A 21,014-nucleotide genomic window follows, 5' to 3' on the forward strand; every position below is an offset into this window, starting at 1 on the left:
CAGCTGTCGGCGCGTTCGAAAACCGTAACCCGGAGGCCGCATGGCTCCTCCGTTCGCTGCAGTGACGCAGCCGTTTAGGGTACACTGCCTGCCCTTTTTTCCGTCGATGAACCCCCATGGCCCAGCAAGCGACACCCTACAAAGTTCACCTCGGTCTGTCCGATGTTGACCGTGGCATCTACGAGTCGGTACGCATAACCATCGCCCGTCACCCGTCGGAAACCGAACAGCGCATGACCGCGCGGATCCTGGCCTATGGCCTGTGGTATCAGGAGCGGCTCGCCTTTGGCCGCGGACTGTCGGATGTCGATGAACCGGCGTTGTGGCACAAAAGCCTGGATGACCGCGTCGAACACTGGATCGAAGTCGGCCAGCCGGATGCCGATCGGCTTACCTGGTGCTCGCGACGGTCGGAAAGACTTTCCTTGCTGGCCTACGGCAATACCCGGGTCTGGGCGAACAAGACCTTGCCCGCCGTCGCCGGGTTAAAGAACCTGAATATCGCCGTGTTGCCCCAGGAGGCGCTTGATGCGCTGGCGACCGATTTGCCACGCAGCATCGACTGGGGGCTGATGATCAGCGACGGCGTGCTCTACGTCAGCGATGCCCGCATGCAGCATGAATTGCCGGTCGAATGGCTACAGGGCGAGCGCTGATGCGCATCGAATCGCGCCCCGTTCCTGTCCACCTGCCCGAACTGGGTGATCTGCCGCCGCTGTTGCAGCGCTTGTATGCCGCGCGCGGCGTTGCGTCCATTGCCGAGTTGGACCGTAGCCTGAAATCGCTGCTGCCGTTCGATCTGTTCAAGGGTATGCCCGAGGCGGTGGCTGTGCTGCGCTGCGCGCTTGAGCGGCAGCAGCCGATCCTGATTGTCGGTGATTTTGATTGTGACGGCGCCACCGCCAGCAGCGTTGCAGTGCTCGCGCTACGCGCACTCGGGGCTGGTCATGTGAATTATCTGGTGCCGAACCGGTTTGAATACGGCTATGGCCTGACGCCGGAAATTGTCGAAGTGGCGCTGGCGCGCAAACCCGAAGTGCTGGTAACCGTGGATAACGGCATATCCAGTATTGAAGGCGTAGCTGCCGCCAAGGCCGCGGGGCTGTCGGTAGTGGTGACCGATCACCACCTGCCGGCCGAACAGCTGCCCGCCGCCGATGCCATCGTCAACCCCAGTCAGCCCGGTTGCGATTTTCCCAGCAAGGCGGTTGCCGGGGTCGGGGTGATCTTCTATGTAATGCTGGCGCTGCGTGCCGAGCTGCGTGAAAGCGGCTGGTTCAATGCCACACGCCCCGAGCCGAATCTTGCGGAGCTGCTGGATCTGGTGGCCCTGGGTACGGTTGCCGATGTGGTGCCGCTGGACGCAAACAACCGGATTCTGGTGCATCAGGGGTTGGCGCGCATTCGCAGCGGACGATGCCGCCCCGGCATTCGCGCGCTGCTGGAAGTGGCCGGGCGGCCCGCGCAGCAGCTGGTGTCCACCGATCTGGGCTTTATCGTCGGGCCACGCCTGAATGCGGCGGGGCGCCTGGACGACATGAGCATGGGTATCGAATGCCTGATCACTGACAACGAAGATCTGGCGAGGGATATCGCCCGCGAGCTGGACGGGCTGAACAAGGATCGCAAGGCCATCGAGCGGGACATGCAGCAGCAGGCCCTGGCTAGCCTGGAAGCCGTGAGCGTCACTGAACAGGAGCTCCCGTTTGGATTGTGTTTGTTTGACCCGGGCTGGCACCAGGGCGTCATCGGCATTCTTGCTTCGCGATTGAAGGATCGCTACCACCGCCCGGTCATTGCCTTCGCCGATGCCGGAGACGGCATGCTCAAGGGCTCGGCCCGCTCGGTTGCGGGCCTGCATATTCGTGATGCGCTGGATGCGGTGGCGGCGGCGAATCCTGGTCTGATCAGCAAGTTCGGTGGGCATGCCATGGCAGCCGGATTGTCCCTGCCTGAAGCGCTGTTCGAGCAGTTTCGCATTGCCTTCGACGCCGAAGTGCGCCGTCAACTGGTGGCCGATGACTTGACCGGGCGCGTGCTGTCCGACGGTGAGCTCTGCGCCGAGGAATTCACGCTTCCGCTGGCAGCACAGCTGCGCGAGGCGGGCCCCTGGGGCCAACATTTTCCCGAGCCGGGCTTCCATGGCGAGTTTCAGATCATTCAGCAGCGTCTCGTAGGCGAGCGTCACCTGAAAATGGTGGTACAGCTACCCGGCTGCACCAACTTGCTCGACGCGATTGCCTTCAATATCGATCCTGCCATCTGGCCAAATCCGGCCATCCAGCGAGTTGTGCTGGCCTATACGCTGGATATCAACGAGTTTCGCGGGCAGCAGAACCTGCAGCTGCTGGTCAAACACGTTCAGCCGGCCTGATTGGTCGCTTTCCCGCAGCGGGCGTCCAGATCTTGACCTGCGCCAATGCCCGGCCCGATGTCGGCGGCTACACTGCCATCTGTTGCCGTCGTCATTCGTTGCCGGGAAATCATTATGGATCAGAAGCAGTCACCCTCCAGTTGGCACACGCAATCTGTAGCAGAGGTCCGACAGCAGCTCGACAGCCACGATAGGGGGCTGACTGCTGCCGAGGCGGCTGAGCGGCTTGCTCAATACGGGCCCAACGAGCTTGGCGCCGCGAATGCCCGGCCTTGGTGGCGGCGGTTGCTTGCCCAGTTCCAGAACGTTCTGATCTATGTGCTCCTGGTGGCGGCGCTGGTTACTGCGCTGCTTGGCCATTGGCTGGATACATCGGTCATCCTGGCAGTCGTATTGCTGCAGGCTGTGGTCGGTATCGTGCAGGAGGGCAAGGCCGAGCAGGCGCTGGCCGCTATCCGCCATATGCTCGCGCCCAAGGCCACGGTGATGCGCAACGGCGAGCGCCAACGGATCGAGGCCAGCGAGCTGGTGCCAGGGGATGTGCTGTTGCTGGAGGCGGGCGACCGCGTCCCGGCGGACGTGCGCCTGGAACAATTGCACGGCCTCAAGATCGACGAAGCGTTGTTGACCGGCGAGTCGGTGCCCGTGGACAAGCTGACCGACGCACAGCCCGGCGACGCGCCATTGGCAGAGCGTTTCAATATGGCGTATTCGGGCACGCTGGTGAATGTCGGCACGGCGCGTGGCGTTGTCGTCGCAACGGGCGAACAGACCGAGATTGGTCGGATATCGGGTTTGCTCAGCGGTGTGGTTACACTGCAAACCCCGTTGCTGGAACAGATGAATCGCTTCGCCAAATACCTTTCACTGATCATTGTGGTGATTGGCGCATTGGTATTTCTGGCGGGCTGGATGTTCAGCGAACGCCCGCTCAATGAGTTGTTCATGGCGGTCGTTGCACTGACTGTATCGGCGATACCCGAAGGCTTGCCAGCCATCCTGACAATCACTATGGCCATAGGGGTGCGGCGCATGGCGTCTCGCCAGGCCGTGGTGCGGCGCATGCCGGTCATCGAAACCCTTGGTGCGGTATCAGTGATCTGTTCTGACAAGACCGGTACCCTGACCCGCAATGAAATGATGGTCGCCGCGCTGCTGCTGGACAGGAACATTTATCCGGTCAGTGGCGAAGGCTATGCGGTTGAAGGCCGGATCGGCGATGAGCAGACCGGCGAGCCGGCGCCGTTGTTGCTCGGTCATATGGCTCAGGCAGCCTTGCTTTGCAATGACGCCGAGCTGCAGCGCCAGGGCGAGACCGTGAAAGTCATCGGTGATCCGATGGAGGGTGCCCTGTCGGTGCTGGCCGCAAAGGCCGGGCTGGATGCAACCTCCTACACGGCGGAATGGCCGCGCCGCGATGAAATCCCCTTCGACGCCGACAAGCGCTACATGGCGACCCTGAACCATGATCACCACGGTCAGGCTGTGGCATTACTCAAGGGCGCCCCGGAGCGCGTCATGGCGTTGTGTAACAGCGCGCTGGATGCACAGGGGGCGCCCGTGCCGCTGGACCCTGCCGATTGGCAAAAACACATCGACGAGCTGGCGGGGCAGGGATTGCGGGTATTGGCTTTGGCGCGCAAGCCGACAGTGGCGGGGCAACACGAACTCGATGGCGATGCGCTGGGCGACGATTTCCAGTTGATCGGGGTCGTCGGGCTGCTCGACCCGCCGCGGCAGGAAGCCATGGAGGCGATAGCCGAATGTCACCGGGCGGGCATCCGGGTCAAGATGATCACCGGTGATCACGCCATGACGGCGCGGGCAATTGCTGCCCGTCTCGGTCTGCGTCACACCGAGCGGGTCGCCACCGGGCATGAGCTGGACAGCCTGGATGACACTCAGCTGATGCAGCTGGCGCAGGATGTCGACGTGTTTGCCAGGACCAGTCCGGAGCACAAGCTGCGATTGGTGCAGGCACTGCAATCCGTGCATGGCGTGGTAGCCATGACTGGTGATGGCGTAAACGATGCGCCAGCGCTCAAGCGCGCGGATGTTGGCATCTCGATGGGCGTCAAGGGATCGGAAGCAGCCCGTGAAGCCTCGGATATCGTGCTGCTGGATGATAATTTCGCCAGCCTTGCCGCTGCGGTCCGTGAAGGCCGCACGGTGTATACCAATCTCAAGAAAGCCATCAGCTTTCTGCTGCCGATCAACGGCGGCGAAGCAGCCAGTCTGATCGTTGCCCTATTGATCGGGCTCACCCTGCCGATAACCGCCTTACAGATCCTGTGGGTCAATCTGGTCAGCTCCGTGGTGCTGGCGATGGGACTGGCCTTCGAGCCGGCCGAACCCAGCGTGATGGAGAAGCCGCCGAGGCGTACCGGCGAATCGCTACTGAACAGCTTTCTGGTATGGCGCATTGTGCTGGTGTCGCTGTTGTTCCTGGCGGGTATTTTCGCCAGCTTCCAGTGGGCGGTTCAGACCGGCTACAGCACAGAAATTGCCCGCACCTTGGCAGTTAATACGCTGGTAGCGATGGAAGTGTTCTATCTGTTTGCGGTGCGCTATCTGGATAGCCCGTCGATTACCCTGCGCGGGATGCTGGGCACGCCGGCGGTGTGGATTGTGGTGCTACTGGTGACGGCCCTGCAGATGCTCTTTACCTATGCGGGATTCATGCACACGCTGTTCGAGTCAGCGGTTTTGAGTCTCCCGCTATTGCTGATCCCGGTTGCCGCGGGTGTGGCAGTGTTGGCGGTGCTCGAGCTAGAGAAACGCATGCGGAATGATGATCGGACGGTTTTCAAATAGATTTCATGATGAGACAAATGTGTGTAATGCTTCACAAATCCGAGCGAAACGGTAACCCGTAAGCAGTTGCATGATGGTGTTCGATACCAGGGAGAGCCAGGTCTTGCCTGACTTGAAGAAACGTCTGAAGGGAATGCAGAACCATCTTGGCCTGAATGTGAACAACATCCGCACGCGGCTACGTCTGCTGCTAGTGGATGATCAGAGCATCAGAGAGCTGGCTGACTATCTTCCCGAACTGGAAGCTCTGCATGTCCAATGCATAGATGCGTTGCATGAGCATCTGCTGCAGTTCCCGCATGCCGCTGGATTGCTCAATCGTCCAGGTATGCTGGTGCGCCTCAAGGAGCAGCAGCGACACTACTACCAGCAAATGCTGCGTGGCCCCTACGACATGCAATACGTGCGGCTGCGCCTGCTGGTCGGTATCACTCATGAGAGCGTCGGGCTGGGACAAAATGTGTCGCTGGCCAGCTATCATTTCTACCTGGATTTCATGCATGCACAGCTTCGCGAGCGCTGGCCCGGGCAGCCGGAGCTGGTGCACCGGCTGTTCAGCTGTCTGCTCAAGGTGGTGTTTTTCGACATGACCCTGGCGGTTGATACCTATTCTGCCGCCAGCCAGCTTGCGCTGCAGGAAAGTCAGACCCGCTACGCCCGTGCCATGCACGGGACCAACGACGGTATCTGGGAATGGCGCGTCGCGGATGATCGGCTTGAAGTATCCGAGCGCTGGCTGGCCGTGCTTGGACTTGATGCCACTAACGCGCCGGTAAGGTTGGACGAGTGGCTGGATATGCTGCCGCAAAGCCAGCGCAGCGGATTCAAGGCGTCGGTGATGGCGCATCTGGAGGGCTATCGATCCGAATTGAAGATCGAGTGCCAGTTGCGTCACGCCAGGGGGGAGTATCGCTGGGTACTGGTGCGTGGCGAGGTGACCGAAGACGTGCATGGCGACCGTCTGTTGTCGGGCTCCCTCACAGATATTCACATTCGCAAGACAGCCGAGCAGGAGCTGGCGCACGCCACCCTGCACGATCCGCTGACAAAACTACCCAATCGCGAACGCATGAACCAGCTGCTCCTGCAGGCCCTGCAGCGACAGGCCAAGCCTGGCGCGCGGCATGCGGCGGTACTGTTCATCGACCTGGATCGCTTCAAACTGATCAATGACAGTCTCGGGCATCAGGTTGGTGATCAGGTGTTGATCCAGGTCGCCGCACGGATCGAGCGTTGCCTGCGGCCCGGCGACCATCTGTGCCGTTTCGGCGGGGACGAGTTTGTTGTGCTGCTTAACGATATGGCCGAGCCGGCTGATGCAGAAAACGTCGCCAAGCGCATCATGCAGGGATTGTTGTCGCCACTGCTGATCGGCGAGCAACGCCTCACCGTGACCGCCAGCATCGGCCTGGCCCCGCTCAAGGGGCACGATCAGGAACAGGATGCGTTGCGCGAAGCTGACCTTGCGCTATACCGGGCCAAAACCTTCGGCAAATCGCAGCTGGCGCTCTACAGCGAAAACCTGCAGCACGAGGTTCACCACCGCCTGGCGCTGGAGAGTGCGCTCAGCGAGGCACTCAATCGCAAGCAATTCGAGCTGTATTATCAGCCCATCGTAAAAGTCGAGGGTGAAAACTCCAGCGTGATTGGTGTCGAGGCGCTGCTGCGTTGGTGGCGTGACGGGAAGATGATTCCGCCGGATGAATTCATTCCTGCTCTCGAAGATTCCGGCCAGATTGTCGAAGTAGGCGCATGGGTGCTGCGCCAGGCCTGTGCGCAGGTGCGCGAGTGGCACGAAAATGGTCACCCGGCGTTGCGCTGTTCAGTCAATCTGTCCAGCCGCCAGCTGCGCGAGGAGAATTTCGCTGGGACTGTCGCGGCGGTGCTGAAAGAAACCGGCTTTCCCGCCAGCAGCCTGGTGCTGGAAATAACCGAAAGCCTACTCATGCAGGACGGCCCCGATACCCTCGCTACGCTGCGTGAACTGGAAAGTCTGGGCATTCGGATTGCCCTCGATGATTTCGGTACGGGCTTTTCCTCGCTCGGCTATCTGCATCGCTATCCGCTGCATATCATCAAGGTCGACAAAAGCTTCATCTCCCGCGCGCCGGATGACGAACGGCTGCGGGCCATCAGCCGCGCCATTATCGGGCTGGGTCGCGGCCTGAGCATGGACGTGATCGCCGAAGGCATCGAGACCATCGAGCAGATGGACTTTCTCAGCACTGAAGGTTGTCACTACATACAAGGCTACTGGTTCAGCCGCCCGTTATCGGCCAGCATGATCAAGCCGGTGCTGAATACCTTGGCGGGGTTGGATGTTGATGTGCTTGCGGAAGGCATCGTTGGCGAGCGAGGTCTTCCCCGAACCTGAAAGGTTTCGTCGCACGAGGGCAACGAAACCTTTGCGACCTTACCGCAACACGCTCGGGCTTCCCTGGCCCTGTACCGCTTTCAGTTCTTCCTCTTCCAGCCACTGAGCCGGCTCAACGCCGCTGACTTCGGCCGCTGCGGCGACTACATGGGCCCAGCTGGAGCGGTTGGTGAACAGCATGCCGGCTTCATCCAGTGTACCGCCGCGGTTGATATAGCCAAGCACGCGGCTGTGTTGCGGGTCGGGCAGCAGCTTGTGCAGGTGGCCGCGGAAGATCTCAGGGCGCATGTGGGTGAGCATGATCCGACGGGTTATCTCACCGGGGAATATTTCTTGAATCAGCTCCTCGCTCGCGGCGTATTCTGCTTCGAGCTCGTCGCGGGGGATAGTGAAGCGGCCGGGTTCCTGCAGATACACCAGACGCCAGCTGACGTTATGTGCAGACAAGCGCTCCGCTGCGCGCTGCATGGCGCCCATCTGATACGCACCGCAGGCCACCAGTAGCACGGGATCGCCATTGCCCTTGTGCTCCTCGCACACCAGCGCGCCTTGTTCCGCCAGTTGCACTGCCTGTTCAGGCGTGAAGCGTGAGGGCTGGTCGCGCTTGGCGATAACCATGCAGCTCAGCCGGCCGCGCTCGGTGTAGATGCTCGGCAATACGGCCATGGTGCTGTTGTAGTCTGCCGTCAGCACGACGCGCATGACGTCGTGCATCTCGCCCAGCAGCGCCTCGCAGAAAGTTGTGTCCTGGTGGGATTGTTCGTTCTTGCCGTTCTCCCAGGTGTGGGAGGTAGCAATAACCGGAAAGCCCAGCCAGGCGGCCGGGCGGCCAACCTCCTTGCGATGCCGTGCGAAGATAATATCCTGGCGCACAGCGCCGAGCATCTTCACGCAGAAGGCCTCATAACTGGCGACCAGGTTCAGGCCTGCCTTGTTGCCAAGGCAGGCCGATACCACGGCTTCTTCGTTCAAGGCGGTAATGATCCGGCCGTCGATTGCTTCCAGGTCGCTTTCCGGCTCACTTACGCGGTGCTTGAGGGTGCGCAGCACACCGCCGAGCTTGTTGCTGGCCAACTCGTCCGGATTGCCGACGCGGGCGCGCAGACCCGGGTTGGCCTCGGTCATTTTCACGAAAAATCTGTCCACGGCCAGCATCGGCGAGGCCGGTTCGCTTATCCATTCAGGCTCGGGCAGCACCGGCGTCTCCGGATGACGCTTGGCCAGATCATGGTCACGCTCCAGCGGCCGACCCTGCTCGGAATGTCGGGTCAGAAGATCTCTGGACTGCTCCAGTTGCTCAGGGCTGACCCAGAGTTTGCCGGCGTGCTGGTTGAACAGATTCCGTGCGGATTCGTCATGCCGTGGATTGCCTGGCAATGGCAGGTTATGGGCGGCGTTTTCCCCGGCACCGTAGAAGCCGAACCCTTTGGTGGTTTCGGCGATGGCATAGGGGATGGGCAGAGGATAGCTGAGCAGGCCGCGCTGATGCTCCTCCACCCGGCGATCAAGTCGTTGCTCCATTTCGTACAGTGTGCAGACGAAGGCAGCCGGGTCTCGGCCGTCAAAGCGAATCGGGTCGAAGCCGCACGCGGTCAGGTGCTCGACGAAGCCATCCAGGCCCTTCACGGTTCCCAGCTCAGTGCGCTGTTCGATGCGGCGACCGTTGGCAATCATGACGGGTAGCGCGGCGCCGCAATCCTCGGCGCGCCACCAACGCGGTATCCAGTCGCTACCACGCTGCTCTTCGGCCGCGCCATCGGACAGGAACGCAACCAGCTTCTCGCCCGGCAAGGGCATATGGGCATAGAGCAACTCGGCGAAGCCGAGGTAGCCGCCTTCGATTATGCCGCCGGCAGTGTAGGGGTTGACGTGACTACCCAGGGGGGCGGCAGGTCGCCCGTCGGGTTGCTGGGCGTATCCGTAGAAATCTTTCAGCAGCCGGTCGAGGCCGCCGTCTTCGCCGTAGCGTTCGGCTTGTTCGGGGTGAAGATTGCCGGTGAGGATATTCAGCGCGTCGATTGCCGCGACGCAGTGCCCCTGGCCCATCAGCCAGCTACGGGTGCTGCCGGTGAGGTTGTTCAAAGCCAGATAGGCAGCATAGCCGGGCACCATGTTCAGCGCGCCGCCCGTGTGGCCCTCTGGATTGCGTTTGAAGTCCTCTGCATTCAACGGCGTGCCGTCCGGGCGGCAGCGTTTGGCGTAGGTCATATGCACCACCAGCCACAGCCCGGCACTGGTCAGTCGATCAAGTGCGGTGAGCATTCGATAGACAGTGTCCACATCGGGCTGCATGCCGCTTTGCTGAAGCTGGTGGGCCAGCCTGTATACTGCCGCCTGCGTGGCCGGGCTGTGGTCTATGACGCCATAGCCTGCGCGCCATTCGGCGAATGTGGCATGCTCTTCAGCGTGTTGATCGAGAATGCTCTGGTCGGGTAATAACTGGCTCACAAAAGACTCCTGACGGGTAATGGTGGCTAGCGGATACATCCAGTCTAGCGTGATTTCGGAGATTGCCTTCCTGACCTGTATCAAGCCCTGGCAGGTTCGCTGTCATGGCGGAACAGCGTCTCCGTGAGGTAGGAGAGTGCACGGGTTTGCGGGTACGAACCGGACCCTCATGTCGGTGCGGTGCCGCTGAGAACGCTGCACGGCGCTGCGAAATTCCGCTACAATGACGCCCTTTTTCCTGACGGGATCTGTCACCATGGAAATCAACCCGATTCTCAATACCATCAAAGATCTGCGTAGTCGCTCCGAGACTATCAGGGGGTATCTTTGACTACGATCACAAGCGTGATCGCCTGACTGAAGTAGAGCGCGAACTGGAAGACCCCAGCGTCTGGAATGATCCGGAACGTGCTCAGGGTCTGGGCAAGGAACGTGCGCAGCTGGCGCAAATTGTCGAGACGCTGGACGGGATGCATGCCGGTCTGGCTGACGCCTCCGAGTTGCTCGAAATGGCCGCCGAAGAAGACGACGAGTCAGCCGTGGCGGATGTCGTCACCGAGCTGGAGCGCCTGCAGGTGAGTCTGGAAAAACTCGAGTTCCGTCGCATGTTCAGTGGCGAGATGGACCCGAACAACTGTTACCTGGACATCCAGGCTGGCTCCGGCGGTACCGAGGCCCAGGACTGGGCGAACATGTTGCTGCGGATGTATTTGCGCTGGGCCGATCAGCGCGGCTTCGAGACCGAGATTGTCGAGCTGTCCGCTGGCGAGGTGGCCGGCATCAAGAGCGCGACCGTGCATATCAAGGGTGAATACGCCTTCGGCTGGCTGCGTACCGAAATCGGCGTGCACCGCCTGGTCCGTAAAAGCCCTTATGATTCGGGCAACCGTCGGCATACGTCATTTTCGGCAGTATTCGTGTCACCCGAAATTGATGATGACATCGAGATCGACATCAACCCCTCTGATCTGCGCGTGGACACCTATCGCTCATCCGGGGCGGGTGGCCAGCACGTTAACACCACCGATTCTGCGATCCGGATTACCCACGTCCCGACGAACACTGTGGTCAGCTGCCAGAACCAGCGCTCGCAGCACGCCAACCGTGATACCGCGATGAAGATGCTACGCGCCAAGCTCTATGAGCTGGAGATGCAGAAGCGCAACGCGGCCGCCCAGGCACTGGAAGATACCAAGTCGGACATCGGTTGGGGGCATCAGATACGCTCCTATGTACTCGACCAGTCACGAATCAAGGATCTGCGTACCAGTATCGAAAACAGCAACTGCAATGCGGTGCTCGATGGCGACCTGGACGAGTTTATCGAGGCAAGCCTCAAACAGGGGCTTTGACCCCTCGCGGGCGCAATGCGTAGCGCCATGGTCCCATCTGGGTTCGCCACCCGTTGCCAGGCCCGGTATAAGCCGGTGAGCGGGCAGCGGGACTCGGTACTATCAATACAGTTTTTTCAGGATTAGCGAAAAATGACCGATCAGCCGCAAGACCAGCAAGCTCAGCACGAAGAAGAGAACACTTTGATTGCCCTGCGCAAGGAGAAGCTGGCAGCTGAGCGGGCCAAGGGTAACGCCTTTCCCAATCGCTTCCGTCGTGACAGCTATGCCGGCGCGCTGCAGAAACAGTACGCCGAGAAGAGCAAGCAGGAGCTCGAGGAAGAGGCGATTGCGGTCAGGGTTGCCGGACGCATCATGCTCAACCGTGGCGCTTTCATGGTGATCCAGGACATGAGCGGCCGCATTCAGGTGTATGTCGATCGCAAGGGCCTACCCGCCGAGACGCTTGAGGCGATCAAGAGCTGGGACATGGGCGACATCATTGCTGCCGAGGGCACGCTGGCGCGGTCTGGCAAAGGCGATCTGTATGTCCATATGCGCAATGTGCAGTTGCTGACCAAGTCGCTGCGGCCGTTGCCTGACAAGTTCCATGGCCTGACCGATACCGAGCAACGCTATCGTCAGCGTTATGTCGACCTGATCGTCAATGAGGAAACGCGCCACACCTTCCAGGTGCGCTCGAAGGTGATTTCGCATATCCGCCAGTTCCTGGCCGAGCGTAACTTCCTCGAAGTTGAAACGCCCATGCTGCAGACGATCCCCGGCGGTGCCGCGGCCAAGCCCTTCGAAACCCATCACAATGCGCTGGATCTCCCGATGTTCCTGCGCATAGCGCCGGAGCTGTATCTGAAGCGTCTGGTGGTGGGCGGCTTCGAGCGGGTATTCGAGATCAACCGCAACTTCCGCAACGAAGGCGTTTCCACCCGGCATAACCCCGAGTTCACCATGCTCGAGTTCTACCAGGCCTATGCCGACTACGAAGACAACATGGATCTGACTGAAGAGCTGTTCCGCGAGCTGGCCATGGCGGTTCTGGGCACAACGGACGTGCCCTATCAGGGCAAGGTCTTCCATTTTGGTGAGCCCTTTGCGCGGCTGTCGGTATTCGACGCGATTCTCAAGTTCAATCCGGAAATCACCGCCGCCGATCTGCAAGATGTCGACACCGCCCGCGCCATCGCCACCAAAGCCGGTGCCAAGGTTCTCGGCTTTGAAGGCCTGGGCAAGCTGCAGGTGATGATCTTCGAAGAGCTGGTCGAGCACCGGCTGGAACAGCCAACCTTCATTACCCGTTATCCGTTCGAAGTGTCACCGCTGGCGCGGCGCAGCGACGATGATCCGAGCGTGACGGACCGTTTCGAGTTGTTCATCGGTGGCCGCGAAATCGCCAATGCCTACTCGGAGCTTAACGATGCCGAAGATCAGGCCGAGCGCTTCCACGCCCAGGTGGCCGACAAGGATGCGGGTGATGATGAGGCCATGCACTATGACGCCGACTTCGTCCGTGCGCTGGAATACGGCATGCCGCCGACTGCAGGCGAGGGTATCGGTATTGATCGTCTAGTGATGCTGCTGACCGATGCGCCTTCGATCCGCGACGTGATTCTGTTTCCGCATATGCGGCCTGAGCACTGAGTTTCGGTTTGGCACATAAACCCCGATCCGAACTGGTTTGGGGTGGCGTGCGCGGAGGTGGACCATGGCGGACACGCTGCGAGCCATCCCTGGGGCTCGACGATGGCCATCCATGGCCATCGACGGTCCGCCATGGTCCACCTCCGCGTACGCTATGAATGCCGCTGTAGGCTGAGATTCTTGGCGAGCTCGGAGCCTTTCTGCGGTGCCGGTTCGTTGAACTGATGGACCGTCGATAGCCATGGATGGCTATCGCCGAGCCTACAGGGACGTACTTGCGGCGTGTCCAGCAGTTCAACGATCCGGCAGAGCGTTGCACCTATCCCTGATGCCTCGTAATGTCTTGGCACTAAGAGCAGGAATAAACAGCATGGCAATCAAGCAAAGCGAGCAATACCAGCTGGTCATACGCAGCCTCTCAGACAGGCTGGTCGAGGCGCAGGCGCCGATTCGCATACTCGATGCCATCAAGTGGGACGACAGCCTGCGTGACGAATTCTTCCGCAAGGGCTGCAATACCATTCCTGACGTGGGTCCGGACTACTACGCCGGGCGCCCGCTGAACTTCGATCCTGCCGAGCGCTTGCAGGTGTTTCAGGATATCGAGCGCGATATCACCCGCCAGCTCGGCACCTTCAACCCGGTCGGGCAGATCATGCGCCGCATGTGTCGCGAATACCGCATGGTTATCCGCATGCTGGAAGGGCGGGGCACACCGGAGCTTGGACGTATTTCTCAGGAACTCTATGGGTCCGCTTCGGATGCCTTTCATGCGGGCGATCCGACGCTGACCGATTTGAGTATCACGCTCAGCGAATCACTGGCCAATATTGGCTCGGACCTTGGTCGGGAACCCAAGCACATCGCAGCACCCGAGGCGGTGGCAATCCTGCAGGAGAAGATGAATCAGGCGTTTCCGGACGATCAGGCGGTGCGGGTGTTCGAATCCGACGGTATCGTCGCCGATGCTGCGGCAGGTGCCGACTACATCAAGATCCGCAGTGACGCCATGTTCAATCAGCGTGACCTGAAAATTCTTGCCGTGCACGAAGGTATGGTGCATGTGGCGACCAGTCTGAACGGTCAGCATCAGCCTATCTGCACCTTCCTGGCCAAGGGGCCACCGTCATCCACGGTGACCCAGGAGGGCCTGGCGATCCTTATGGAAGTGATTACCTTTGCTTCCTATCCTGCCCGACTGCGCAAACTGACCAACCGTACCCGGGCGATCCAGCTGGCTGAAACCGGTGCGGATTTCATGGACGTGTTCAGGTTCTACCAAGAGGAAGGCTATTCGAAACAGGACAGCTACACCAATGCCAGCCGGGTGTTCCGCGGGTCAAGCAGTTCTGGTCTGCCTTTTACCAAGGACCTGGCGTACCTGAAGGGTTTCATCCTGACTTACAACTATATCCAGCTGGCCGTACGCAAGGGCAAGTTGCAGCAGATTCCGTTGTTGTTCTGCGGCAAGACTACGCTCGAGGATATGCGCACGCTGGGGCAGCTGGTGGAGGAGGGGCTGGTGGTACCGCCGCGCTACCTGCCAGAACCTTTTGCTGACTTGAATGCACTCAGCGCCTGGATGTGTTTTTCGGGCTTTCTGACCAACCTGAGCCTGGATCGTATCGAGGCCGACTATGCCAATATTCTTTGATGGAGCCTTTGATGTCTGACGATCACGAAATCAACAAGTTACCCTTGATTCTCACCGCCATAGGGACAGTGCTGGCCACTGTCGCGATCCTGCACTTTTACGGGTATCTCAATTTCGTACGGGAGGAGGAGGGCTTGCTGGTCGCCGAGTTCAGCCTGATCACGGTGGGCAGCGAAGAGGCCGGACAAGTGCGCAGCAAACCGGCAAGTCAGGTCGCGGAATGCGTTGATGGGGTTCTGGTGCTTCACGACAGCCGCCATAACGGCCTGTCCGGCTTGCTTGTGGATAATCGTCAGCGCGTGGTGCGCTGCGACGCGCAGAGTGTGCCGGTGCTCTGATCGCGATGGTCAATCAATCAAACATCCAGCTGGAGCCGGGTTGGCGGCGGGCGCTGGCCGGGGAGTTCGAAAAGCCCTACATGCGTGAGCTGAAGGCATTTCTGCTTGAGCAGAAAGCGTCAGGCAAGACGATTTATCCCCCCGGTCCGCTGATATTCAACGCCTTGAACAGTACGCCGCTTGAGCACGTCAAGGTGGTGATTCTCGGTCAGGATCCCTATCACGGCCCGGGCCAGGCGCATGGCCTGTCCTTTTCAGTGCCGCCGGGTATACCCCCACCGCCATCCTTGAAGAATATCTTCAAGGAGATTGAACGCGACCTTGGGTTGATTCCACCCCGGCATGGTTGTCTGGAAAGCTGGGCCGGACAGGGCGTGCTTCTGCTTAATGCAGTACTGACTGTTGAACACAGCCTGGCCGGCTCGCACGCCAAGCGCGGCTGGGAACGTTTGACGACCCGCATAATCGAAGTGCTTAATGAACAGTGCGAGAATCTGGTATTCATGTTGTGGGGAGCGTATGCGCAGAAGAAGGGCGCGCAGATCGATGCATCCAGACATCTGGTATTGACCTCGGCTCATCCTTCACCCCTGTCTGCGCACCGTGGTTTCATAGGTAACGGTCATTTTTCCGCTGCCAACGGGTATCTGCAGGAACATGGCCGTCATCCCGTTGATTGGACTCTGCCCGACTGCGGGTCGACTCCCTGACAGGTCGTTTTCAGTAGACAGGTGGCCCATGTGCCGGCCCGCCAGAGAGGAGATTGTTATGGAGCACGTACCTCAACCCTACACCGCCTTGGTTCCTCGCACAGACAAGCTGGTCGTGCAGAAAGTCGGGCACACAGCGCTGGTGACCATCGATAACCCGCCTGCCCACACCTGGGATTCAGATACGCTGCACGGCCTCTATGAGCTTGTTGACCATCTCAATCACGATCCTGAAATTTATGCCGTGGTGCTTACCGGGCGGGGCAATCAGTTCTTCTCGGCGGGCGCCGATCTCAAATTGTTTGCCGAGGGTGACAAGGCCAGGGCGAGGATGCTGGCCCGGCTGTTTGGTCAGGCATTCGAAGCGCTACGGGATTTTTCAGGTGTGACCATCGCAGCCATCAATGGTTATGCGCTGGGTGGCGGTTTGGAGTGCGCGCTGGCCTGCGATATTCGTATCGCCGAACGCCAGGCCCAACTCGGCCTGCCGGAAGCCGGGGTCGGTTTGTTGCCCTGTGCCGGCGGTACTCAGGCATTGTCCTGGCTGGTAGGCGAGGGCTGGGCCAAGCGCATGATCCTCTGCGGTGAGCGAGTCGATGGCGTGAAAGCCGAACGGATAGGGCTGGCTGAGGAAGTGGTTGAGGAAGGGCAGGCGGTGACCACTGCGCTGCGGCTGGCGGCTCAGGTTGCGCGGCAAAGTCCGTTGGCGGTGCGACATTGCAAGCAGCTGATCCAGGGCGCACGCCATCGGCCAATGAACAGTATGCTCACAGAGGAGCGTGAACGCTTTGTTGATCTGTTCGACGCTGAGGATACGCTGGAGGGCATCAACGCCTTTCTCGACAAGCGCCCGCCGCAATGGACTAACCGCTAGGTATCGGGACTGGGCCAGCCCCGCTGAACATTGGCAGTCCTCGGACTGCCAATGCCAACCATATCAGGCCAGAAGCTGCATCGCGGCTTCCATCTCCGCAGACAGATCCTCGTCCTCGCCTTCGCTCTGCGTCAGTCCCAGCTTGGTAAAGGAGGGCAGGCTGTTCCAATCCATCTTGGTGAACGGATGGTCTGTCCCGCTCAGGCTTTGCAGCATTGCTACCTGGATGATGTCGGCGTAGTCGGTTGCTTCGGAATCACGCTGAAAATCCAGATGCTGCGAAGGGATGCGGCGCAGCGGCAGGGGAAAGTCCCAGGCGTCGAGGATACGATCGCCGAGCAGAGGATGCAGGCGCTCGATGACCAGATCCAGGCTCGCTGGGTCACGCAGCAGTTCATCATGCTCCTCGGCATAGCTGAGTATGGGCAGCACGCCGATCTGGTGCACCAGTCCGCCGAGTGTTGCCTGGTCGGGTTTAAGCCGCGTGTAATGACGACACAGCACGTGACTGATGCCTGCAACTTCCAGGCTGCGGGTCCAGATCAGCCGCATCTTCTGGTCGATGACATCCGAGGTGGCCTGGAACATTTGCGCCATAGCCAGACCGGTGGCCAGGTTGGCGGTATAGCTGATGCCCATTCGATTGACGGCCATGGACAGGTCGGTTATTTCCTGTCGAGTGCGCAGTAGTGGGCTATTGACCACCTTGATCAGACGCGCACTCAAGGCTGCGTCATTGCTGATTTCCTGCACCAGCGCTGGAATGGATACGTCTGGATCTTCTGCAGCTTCCCGGACGCGCAAGGCAACCTCGGGTAGGGTTGGCAGAACCAGCTGGTCCCTGTCGATAGCGTCCATCAGTTGGGTTTGCACCCGTTCAGCCAGATCTGTCATCACAAAATCCCTTGTCAATTTTCCCTGTCGGCTTCGCTGGCTATCAGTTCGGACTCATAGGGGAGATCCGCCATGGTAAGCAAGGGGCCGCCACCGTCTGCCACGCTCATCGTGGTCAATTGTGCCGCATCCTTCTGCAAGACGGCCAGCATTTCTACAATATGGTTGCTGCGCGCGGCGACGACTACCTCGCCAAGCAGTTTGCCGTTATCCCGGTCGACAATAGGTGTGCCTGGAGGAGGCGGTGCGTCGCCAGCCAGGAGCAGGCGATACATGCGGCGTTTGAGTTTGCCCAGATACTGCATGCGCGCGACGATTTCCTGTCCGGTATAACAGCCCTTGCGGAAGCTGACACCGCCCAGCTGTTGCAAATTGAGCATCTGCGGAATGAAGCTTTCGTAGGTGGATTGGGTTACCTCGCCGATGCCCGCGCGGATCTGGCGCACTTGCCATGCTTCAGTGGCTGCCGGTGTAGCGCTCTGGCACAGGCTGTCCAGGGTCGGCTGAGCTTCAGCGGCGGACAGCCAGATCTCGAAGGCGTCTTCGGCCAGCCGGACCACCAGGGTGCGGCCGGTGTGTGCTACCTCATTGCTGCGGCCGGGCACTGCAAGATTGGCGGTGCGCAGCGCCTCTTGCGCGTCGGGCCCCCATAGGCCAAGGCCAACCCAGTCGGCGGTGGCGTCGGTCAGCGCTGTCTTGAAAAACACCGCGTACTTGCTTAGCTCGCTGACCTGGCTGGACACCAGCTCGCGGTTCATACACAGCAGAAACTCGTCCTCGCCTGAGTTGAGCAGACGAAAGCTTGATTGCATGCGGCCTTTGGGGTTGCAACGCGCGCCAAGCGTACTCACGTCAGCGGTAACCTTGTCGAGGTCGCAGGTCACCTGCCCTTGCAGGAATTTTCTCGGATCAGCGCCGCGGACGCTCATGACGCCCTGGTGCGCAAGCCACGTAACGGTGGTCCCGTCCGATTCGGCGTCTGCCTGCCGAGGAAACCGGTCAGACAGGAAGGAGTGAAGGTCATTTGCCTGGGTCATGGGATTCCAAATGTCGGTGAATTGGCCTGTTACATCATAGGATCAGGCGGGGCTATTTGTCAGTCTGTCGGTGCGACTGCAGATGCGACTTGCGGCTATAATGAACCCGAACCTAAAGAAGCTTTCAAACCTGTTATGGAGATGTCGATGTCGGCCGAAGTGGAATTTAAGCGTTTGTACTGGCACAGCCGCCGCGGCATGCTCGAACTGGATGTACTGCTTCTGCCTTTTCTTGAAGAAGCCTACCGTGATCTGGAAGCCGCGGATAAAGAGCGTTATCGGATGCTGCTCGAATGCGAGGACCAGGATATGTTTGGCTGGTTCATGCAGCGCAGCGAGCCGGAAGACGCGGATCTCAAACGCATCGTGAGGATGATATTGGATCGTGTCCAGCCCAAGTGATTTTCTCATGCTTAAACGCCAGCCCTCCCGTCTTCTCGGTGGGGTGCTCCTGGTCATGTCGCTGTTGGCAGTGATGGCGCTTTATCGCAGCAGTCTCCCTGGGGTGTACGCCGGGCTGTCTGCGGCAGCAGTACTGGCTTACTGCTGGTGGGTGTGGCCGCGCCAGATCAGTTTGCAGCACGCTCATTCGGTGACCGGGCTGCGCTTTGACAGTCATGGCTGGCACGTACTGCGTCGCGACGGTTCGGAGGCTGGCGCAAGCCTGCAACCCGATACCTTTGTCAGCGCTTTTCTGGTGGTGGTGCGGTTGCGCGAGCCGGGTCGATGGTTGCCAGTCTCAGTCATCCTGCCGACTGACTCAGCCCCCGAAGACGCGCTGCGCCGGCTCAGACTAAGGCTGCGTTTCAGTCGTCAACGCTGGGCGGCTGCAGAATAGTGTCCAGAGCTTCCGGAAGCAGGCTGGGGTAGTCCAGCGTGTAGTGCAGGCCACGACTTTCCCTGCGCTCAATGGCAGAGCGGATGATCAGGTCGGCCACCACAGCCAGGTTGCGCAACTCCAGCAGATCCCGGCTGACCCGGTAGTTGCTATAGAACTCATGTATCTCGGCCAGCAGCATGTCCACGCGGTGCTTGGCCCGCTGCAGGCGTTTCGTCGTACGGACAATGCCCACGTAATCCCACATGAAGCGCCGCAACTCGTCCCAGTTGTGCGAGATGATGACGTCTTCATCAGAGTCGGTGACCTGGCTTTCGTCCCAGGGCGGCAGGCTTTCTGGCATGCGCGTGCTGGCCAGGTTGTCCAGTATGTCCTGCGCGGCGGACCGGCCATACACGATGCATTCAAGCAATGAATTGCTCGCCATCCGGTTTGCGCCATGGAGACCGGTAAAGCTGGCCTCGCCGATAGCATAAAGGTTGTCCCGGTCGGTCCGTCCGGCGTGGTCGACCATCACCCCGCCGCAGGTATAATGCGCGGCGGGAACCACCGGAATGGGCTCGCGGGTAATATCTATGCCGAACTCCAGGCAACGATCATGCACGGTAGGGAAGTGGCTGCGAATGAATTCGGCAGGCTTGTGGCTGATATCCAGATATACGCAATCAACGCCCAGACGTTTCATTTCATGATCAATGGCGCGGGCGACGATATCACGCGGTGCCAGTTCCGCACGCTTGTCAAAGCGCGGCATGAAACGACTGCCGTCGGGAAGCTTGAGAAAGGCTCCTTCGCCACGTAACGCTTCGGTTACCAGAAAGCTTTTCGCCTGTGGATGGTACAAACAGGTCGGATGGAATTGATTGAACTCCATGTTGGCAACGCGGCAACCTGCGCGCCATGCCATGGCGATACCATCCCCTGACGCCGCGTCGGGATTGCTGGAGTAGAGATACACCTTGCTGGCGCCGCCAGTGGCAAGCACGGTGAAGCGCGCACTGAAGGTCTCGACCCGGCCGGTCTGGCTATTGAGGATATAGGCCCCCAGGCAACGGTTGCCGGGCCGGTTGATTTTTTCGGAGGTGATGAGATCAACGGCGACGCGATTTTCCAACAGTTCGATGTTGCCGTGCGCCTGAGCCCGGCGGAGCAGGGTGGTGAATATCGCGGCGCCGGTAGCGTCCGCAGCATGGATGATCCGTCGATGACTATGGCCACCCTCGCGGGTCAGGTGGAAGTCGTCGGTCTCATTGCCGTCTTCACCTCTCTCGCGGGTAAAGGGTACGCCCTGGTCGATCAGCCAGCCGATTGCTTCGCGGCTATGGCCGACGATGTGTCTGACGGCTGCTTCGTGGCACAGCCCGCCTCCTGCATCGAGGGTGTCCTGGACATGGGCGTCTACGGTGTCTGTGTCATCCAGTACACCCGCCACGCCGCCCTGGGCCCAGTAGGTCGAGCCTTCCGAGAGTTGGCCTTTGCTCAATACTGCGACGCGCAGGTGCGCGGCCAGATGCAAGGCGAGGGTCAAGCCGGCGGCGCCGCTGCCGATAACCAGTACATCGTATTTTAGTTCAGGCGTCATCTCGAACTCGTGTCAGATCAGTGTGTCAGAGGGTGCGAAGCACATAACCGGGCCAGTATATAGAAGCTGCCTGCCATGCAATACTTTCCT

16 protein-coding genes are annotated in these 21,014 nt (G+C 60.1%); 12 read left to right on the plus strand and 4 right to left on the minus strand.

The genetic code is table 11. The features are described 5' to 3' along the window. Positions 1–116: 116 nt before the first annotated feature. The 4 genes from G3M63_RS08535 (at position 117) to G3M63_RS08550 (ending at position 7,562) form a co-directional block, all read left to right on the plus strand. Positions 117–656, plus strand: coding sequence for a YaeQ family protein (locus G3M63_RS08535; protein ID WP_163982624.1), 540 nt, complete (start codon positions 117–119; stop codon positions 654–656). Then, positions 656–2,374, plus strand: a complete 1,719-nt coding sequence (recJ, locus tag G3M63_RS08540; RefSeq protein WP_163982627.1) for a single-stranded-DNA-specific exonuclease RecJ — start codon at positions 656–658, stop codon at positions 2,372–2,374. The genes G3M63_RS08535 and recJ overlap by 1 nt, the downstream gene beginning before the upstream one ends. A gap of 114 nt (positions 2,375–2,488) precedes the next feature. Continuing rightward, entirely contained in the window at positions 2,489–5,188 is a 2,700-nt protein-coding gene (locus G3M63_RS08545) for an HAD-IC family P-type ATPase (protein WP_163982629.1), read from the plus strand. Positions 5,189–5,291: 103 nt separating this feature from the next. Further along, the gene (locus G3M63_RS08550; RefSeq protein ID WP_163982631.1) at positions 5,292–7,562 is read left to right on the plus strand and encodes a bifunctional diguanylate cyclase/phosphodiesterase; all 2,271 of its coding nucleotides are present in this window, start codon (positions 5,292–5,294) and stop codon (positions 7,560–7,562) included. Between the two features lie 39 nt (positions 7,563–7,601). Here the strand turns inward: G3M63_RS08550 and G3M63_RS08555 are convergent, their stop codons facing one another. After that, complete coding sequence (locus G3M63_RS08555) at positions 7,602–10,010, minus strand: xylulose 5-phosphate 3-epimerase (RefSeq protein ID WP_163982633.1); 2,409 nt, start codon at positions 10,008–10,010, stop codon at positions 7,602–7,604. A 256-nt stretch (positions 10,011–10,266) separates the two neighbouring features. On the opposite strand from G3M63_RS08555, the gene prfB reads away from it, so the two are divergent. The 6 genes from prfB (at position 10,267) to G3M63_RS08585 (ending at position 16,573) form a co-directional block, all read left to right on the plus strand. Continuing rightward, a protein-coding gene (gene prfB / locus G3M63_RS08560) for a peptide chain release factor 2 (RefSeq protein ID WP_163982635.1) occupies positions 10,267–11,362 on the plus strand; the annotation gives its coding sequence in 2 pieces (ribosomal slippage) (positions 10,267–10,338 and positions 10,340–11,362; 1,095 coding nt in all). Between the two features lie 132 nt (positions 11,363–11,494). After that, positions 11,495–12,997 (plus strand): lysine--tRNA ligase, encoded by a 1,503-nt coding sequence (gene lysS / locus G3M63_RS08565; RefSeq protein WP_163982637.1) that lies wholly within the window; start codon positions 11,495–11,497, stop codon positions 12,995–12,997. Between the two features lie 370 nt (positions 12,998–13,367). Continuing rightward, positions 13,368–14,651 (plus strand): flavohemoglobin expression-modulating QEGLA motif protein, encoded by a 1,284-nt coding sequence (locus G3M63_RS08570; RefSeq protein WP_150301813.1) that lies wholly within the window; start codon positions 13,368–13,370, stop codon positions 14,649–14,651. Positions 14,652–14,662: 11 nt separating this feature from the next. After that, complete coding sequence (locus G3M63_RS08575; protein ID WP_163982639.1) at positions 14,663–14,989, plus strand: hypothetical protein; 327 nt, start codon at positions 14,663–14,665, stop codon at positions 14,987–14,989. A 5-nt stretch (positions 14,990–14,994) separates the two neighbouring features. After that, on the plus strand, positions 14,995–15,699 hold the full coding sequence (gene ung, locus G3M63_RS08580) for a uracil-DNA glycosylase (protein WP_163982640.1): 705 nt from the start codon (positions 14,995–14,997) through the stop codon (positions 15,697–15,699). Between the two features lie 58 nt (positions 15,700–15,757). Further along, positions 15,758–16,573: an enoyl-CoA hydratase gene (locus G3M63_RS08585; RefSeq protein ID WP_163982642.1), complete on the plus strand. Its 816-nt coding sequence runs from the start codon at positions 15,758–15,760 to the stop codon at positions 16,571–16,573. Between the two features lie 63 nt (positions 16,574–16,636). Here G3M63_RS08585 and G3M63_RS08590 read toward each other — a convergent pair whose 3' ends face one another. Together G3M63_RS08590 and G3M63_RS08595 are read right to left on the minus strand one after the other, a co-directional pair. Next, on the minus strand, positions 16,637–17,467 hold the full coding sequence (locus G3M63_RS08590; protein WP_163982643.1) for an HDOD domain-containing protein: 831 nt from the start codon (positions 17,465–17,467) through the stop codon (positions 16,637–16,639). Between the two features lie 14 nt (positions 17,468–17,481). Further along, complete coding sequence (locus G3M63_RS08595; protein ID WP_163982645.1) at positions 17,482–18,504, minus strand: folate-binding protein YgfZ; 1,023 nt, start codon at positions 18,502–18,504, stop codon at positions 17,482–17,484. Between the two features lie 147 nt (positions 18,505–18,651). Between G3M63_RS08595 and G3M63_RS08600 the strand changes: the two genes are divergently transcribed. Together G3M63_RS08600 and G3M63_RS08605 are read left to right on the plus strand one after the other, a co-directional pair. Further along, positions 18,652–18,906 (plus strand): succinate dehydrogenase assembly factor 2, encoded by a 255-nt coding sequence (locus G3M63_RS08600; protein WP_150300645.1) that lies wholly within the window; start codon positions 18,652–18,654, stop codon positions 18,904–18,906. A 7-nt stretch (positions 18,907–18,913) separates the two neighbouring features. Beyond that, positions 18,914–19,342: a hypothetical protein gene (locus G3M63_RS08605; RefSeq protein ID WP_150300646.1), complete on the plus strand. Its 429-nt coding sequence runs from the start codon at positions 18,914–18,916 to the stop codon at positions 19,340–19,342. Here G3M63_RS08605 and nadB read toward each other — a convergent pair. Further along, positions 19,311–20,924, minus strand: a complete 1,614-nt coding sequence (gene nadB / locus G3M63_RS08610; RefSeq protein WP_163982649.1) for an L-aspartate oxidase — start codon at positions 20,922–20,924, stop codon at positions 19,311–19,313. The two genes, G3M63_RS08605 and nadB, sit on opposite strands and share 32 nt — an antisense overlap. Positions 20,925–21,014 lie beyond the last annotated feature (90 nt).

Source organism: Pseudomonas sp. OIL-1 (assembly GCF_010669185.1).
Classification (GTDB): Bacteria; Pseudomonadota; Gammaproteobacteria; order Pseudomonadales; family Pseudomonadaceae; genus Halopseudomonas; species Halopseudomonas profundi.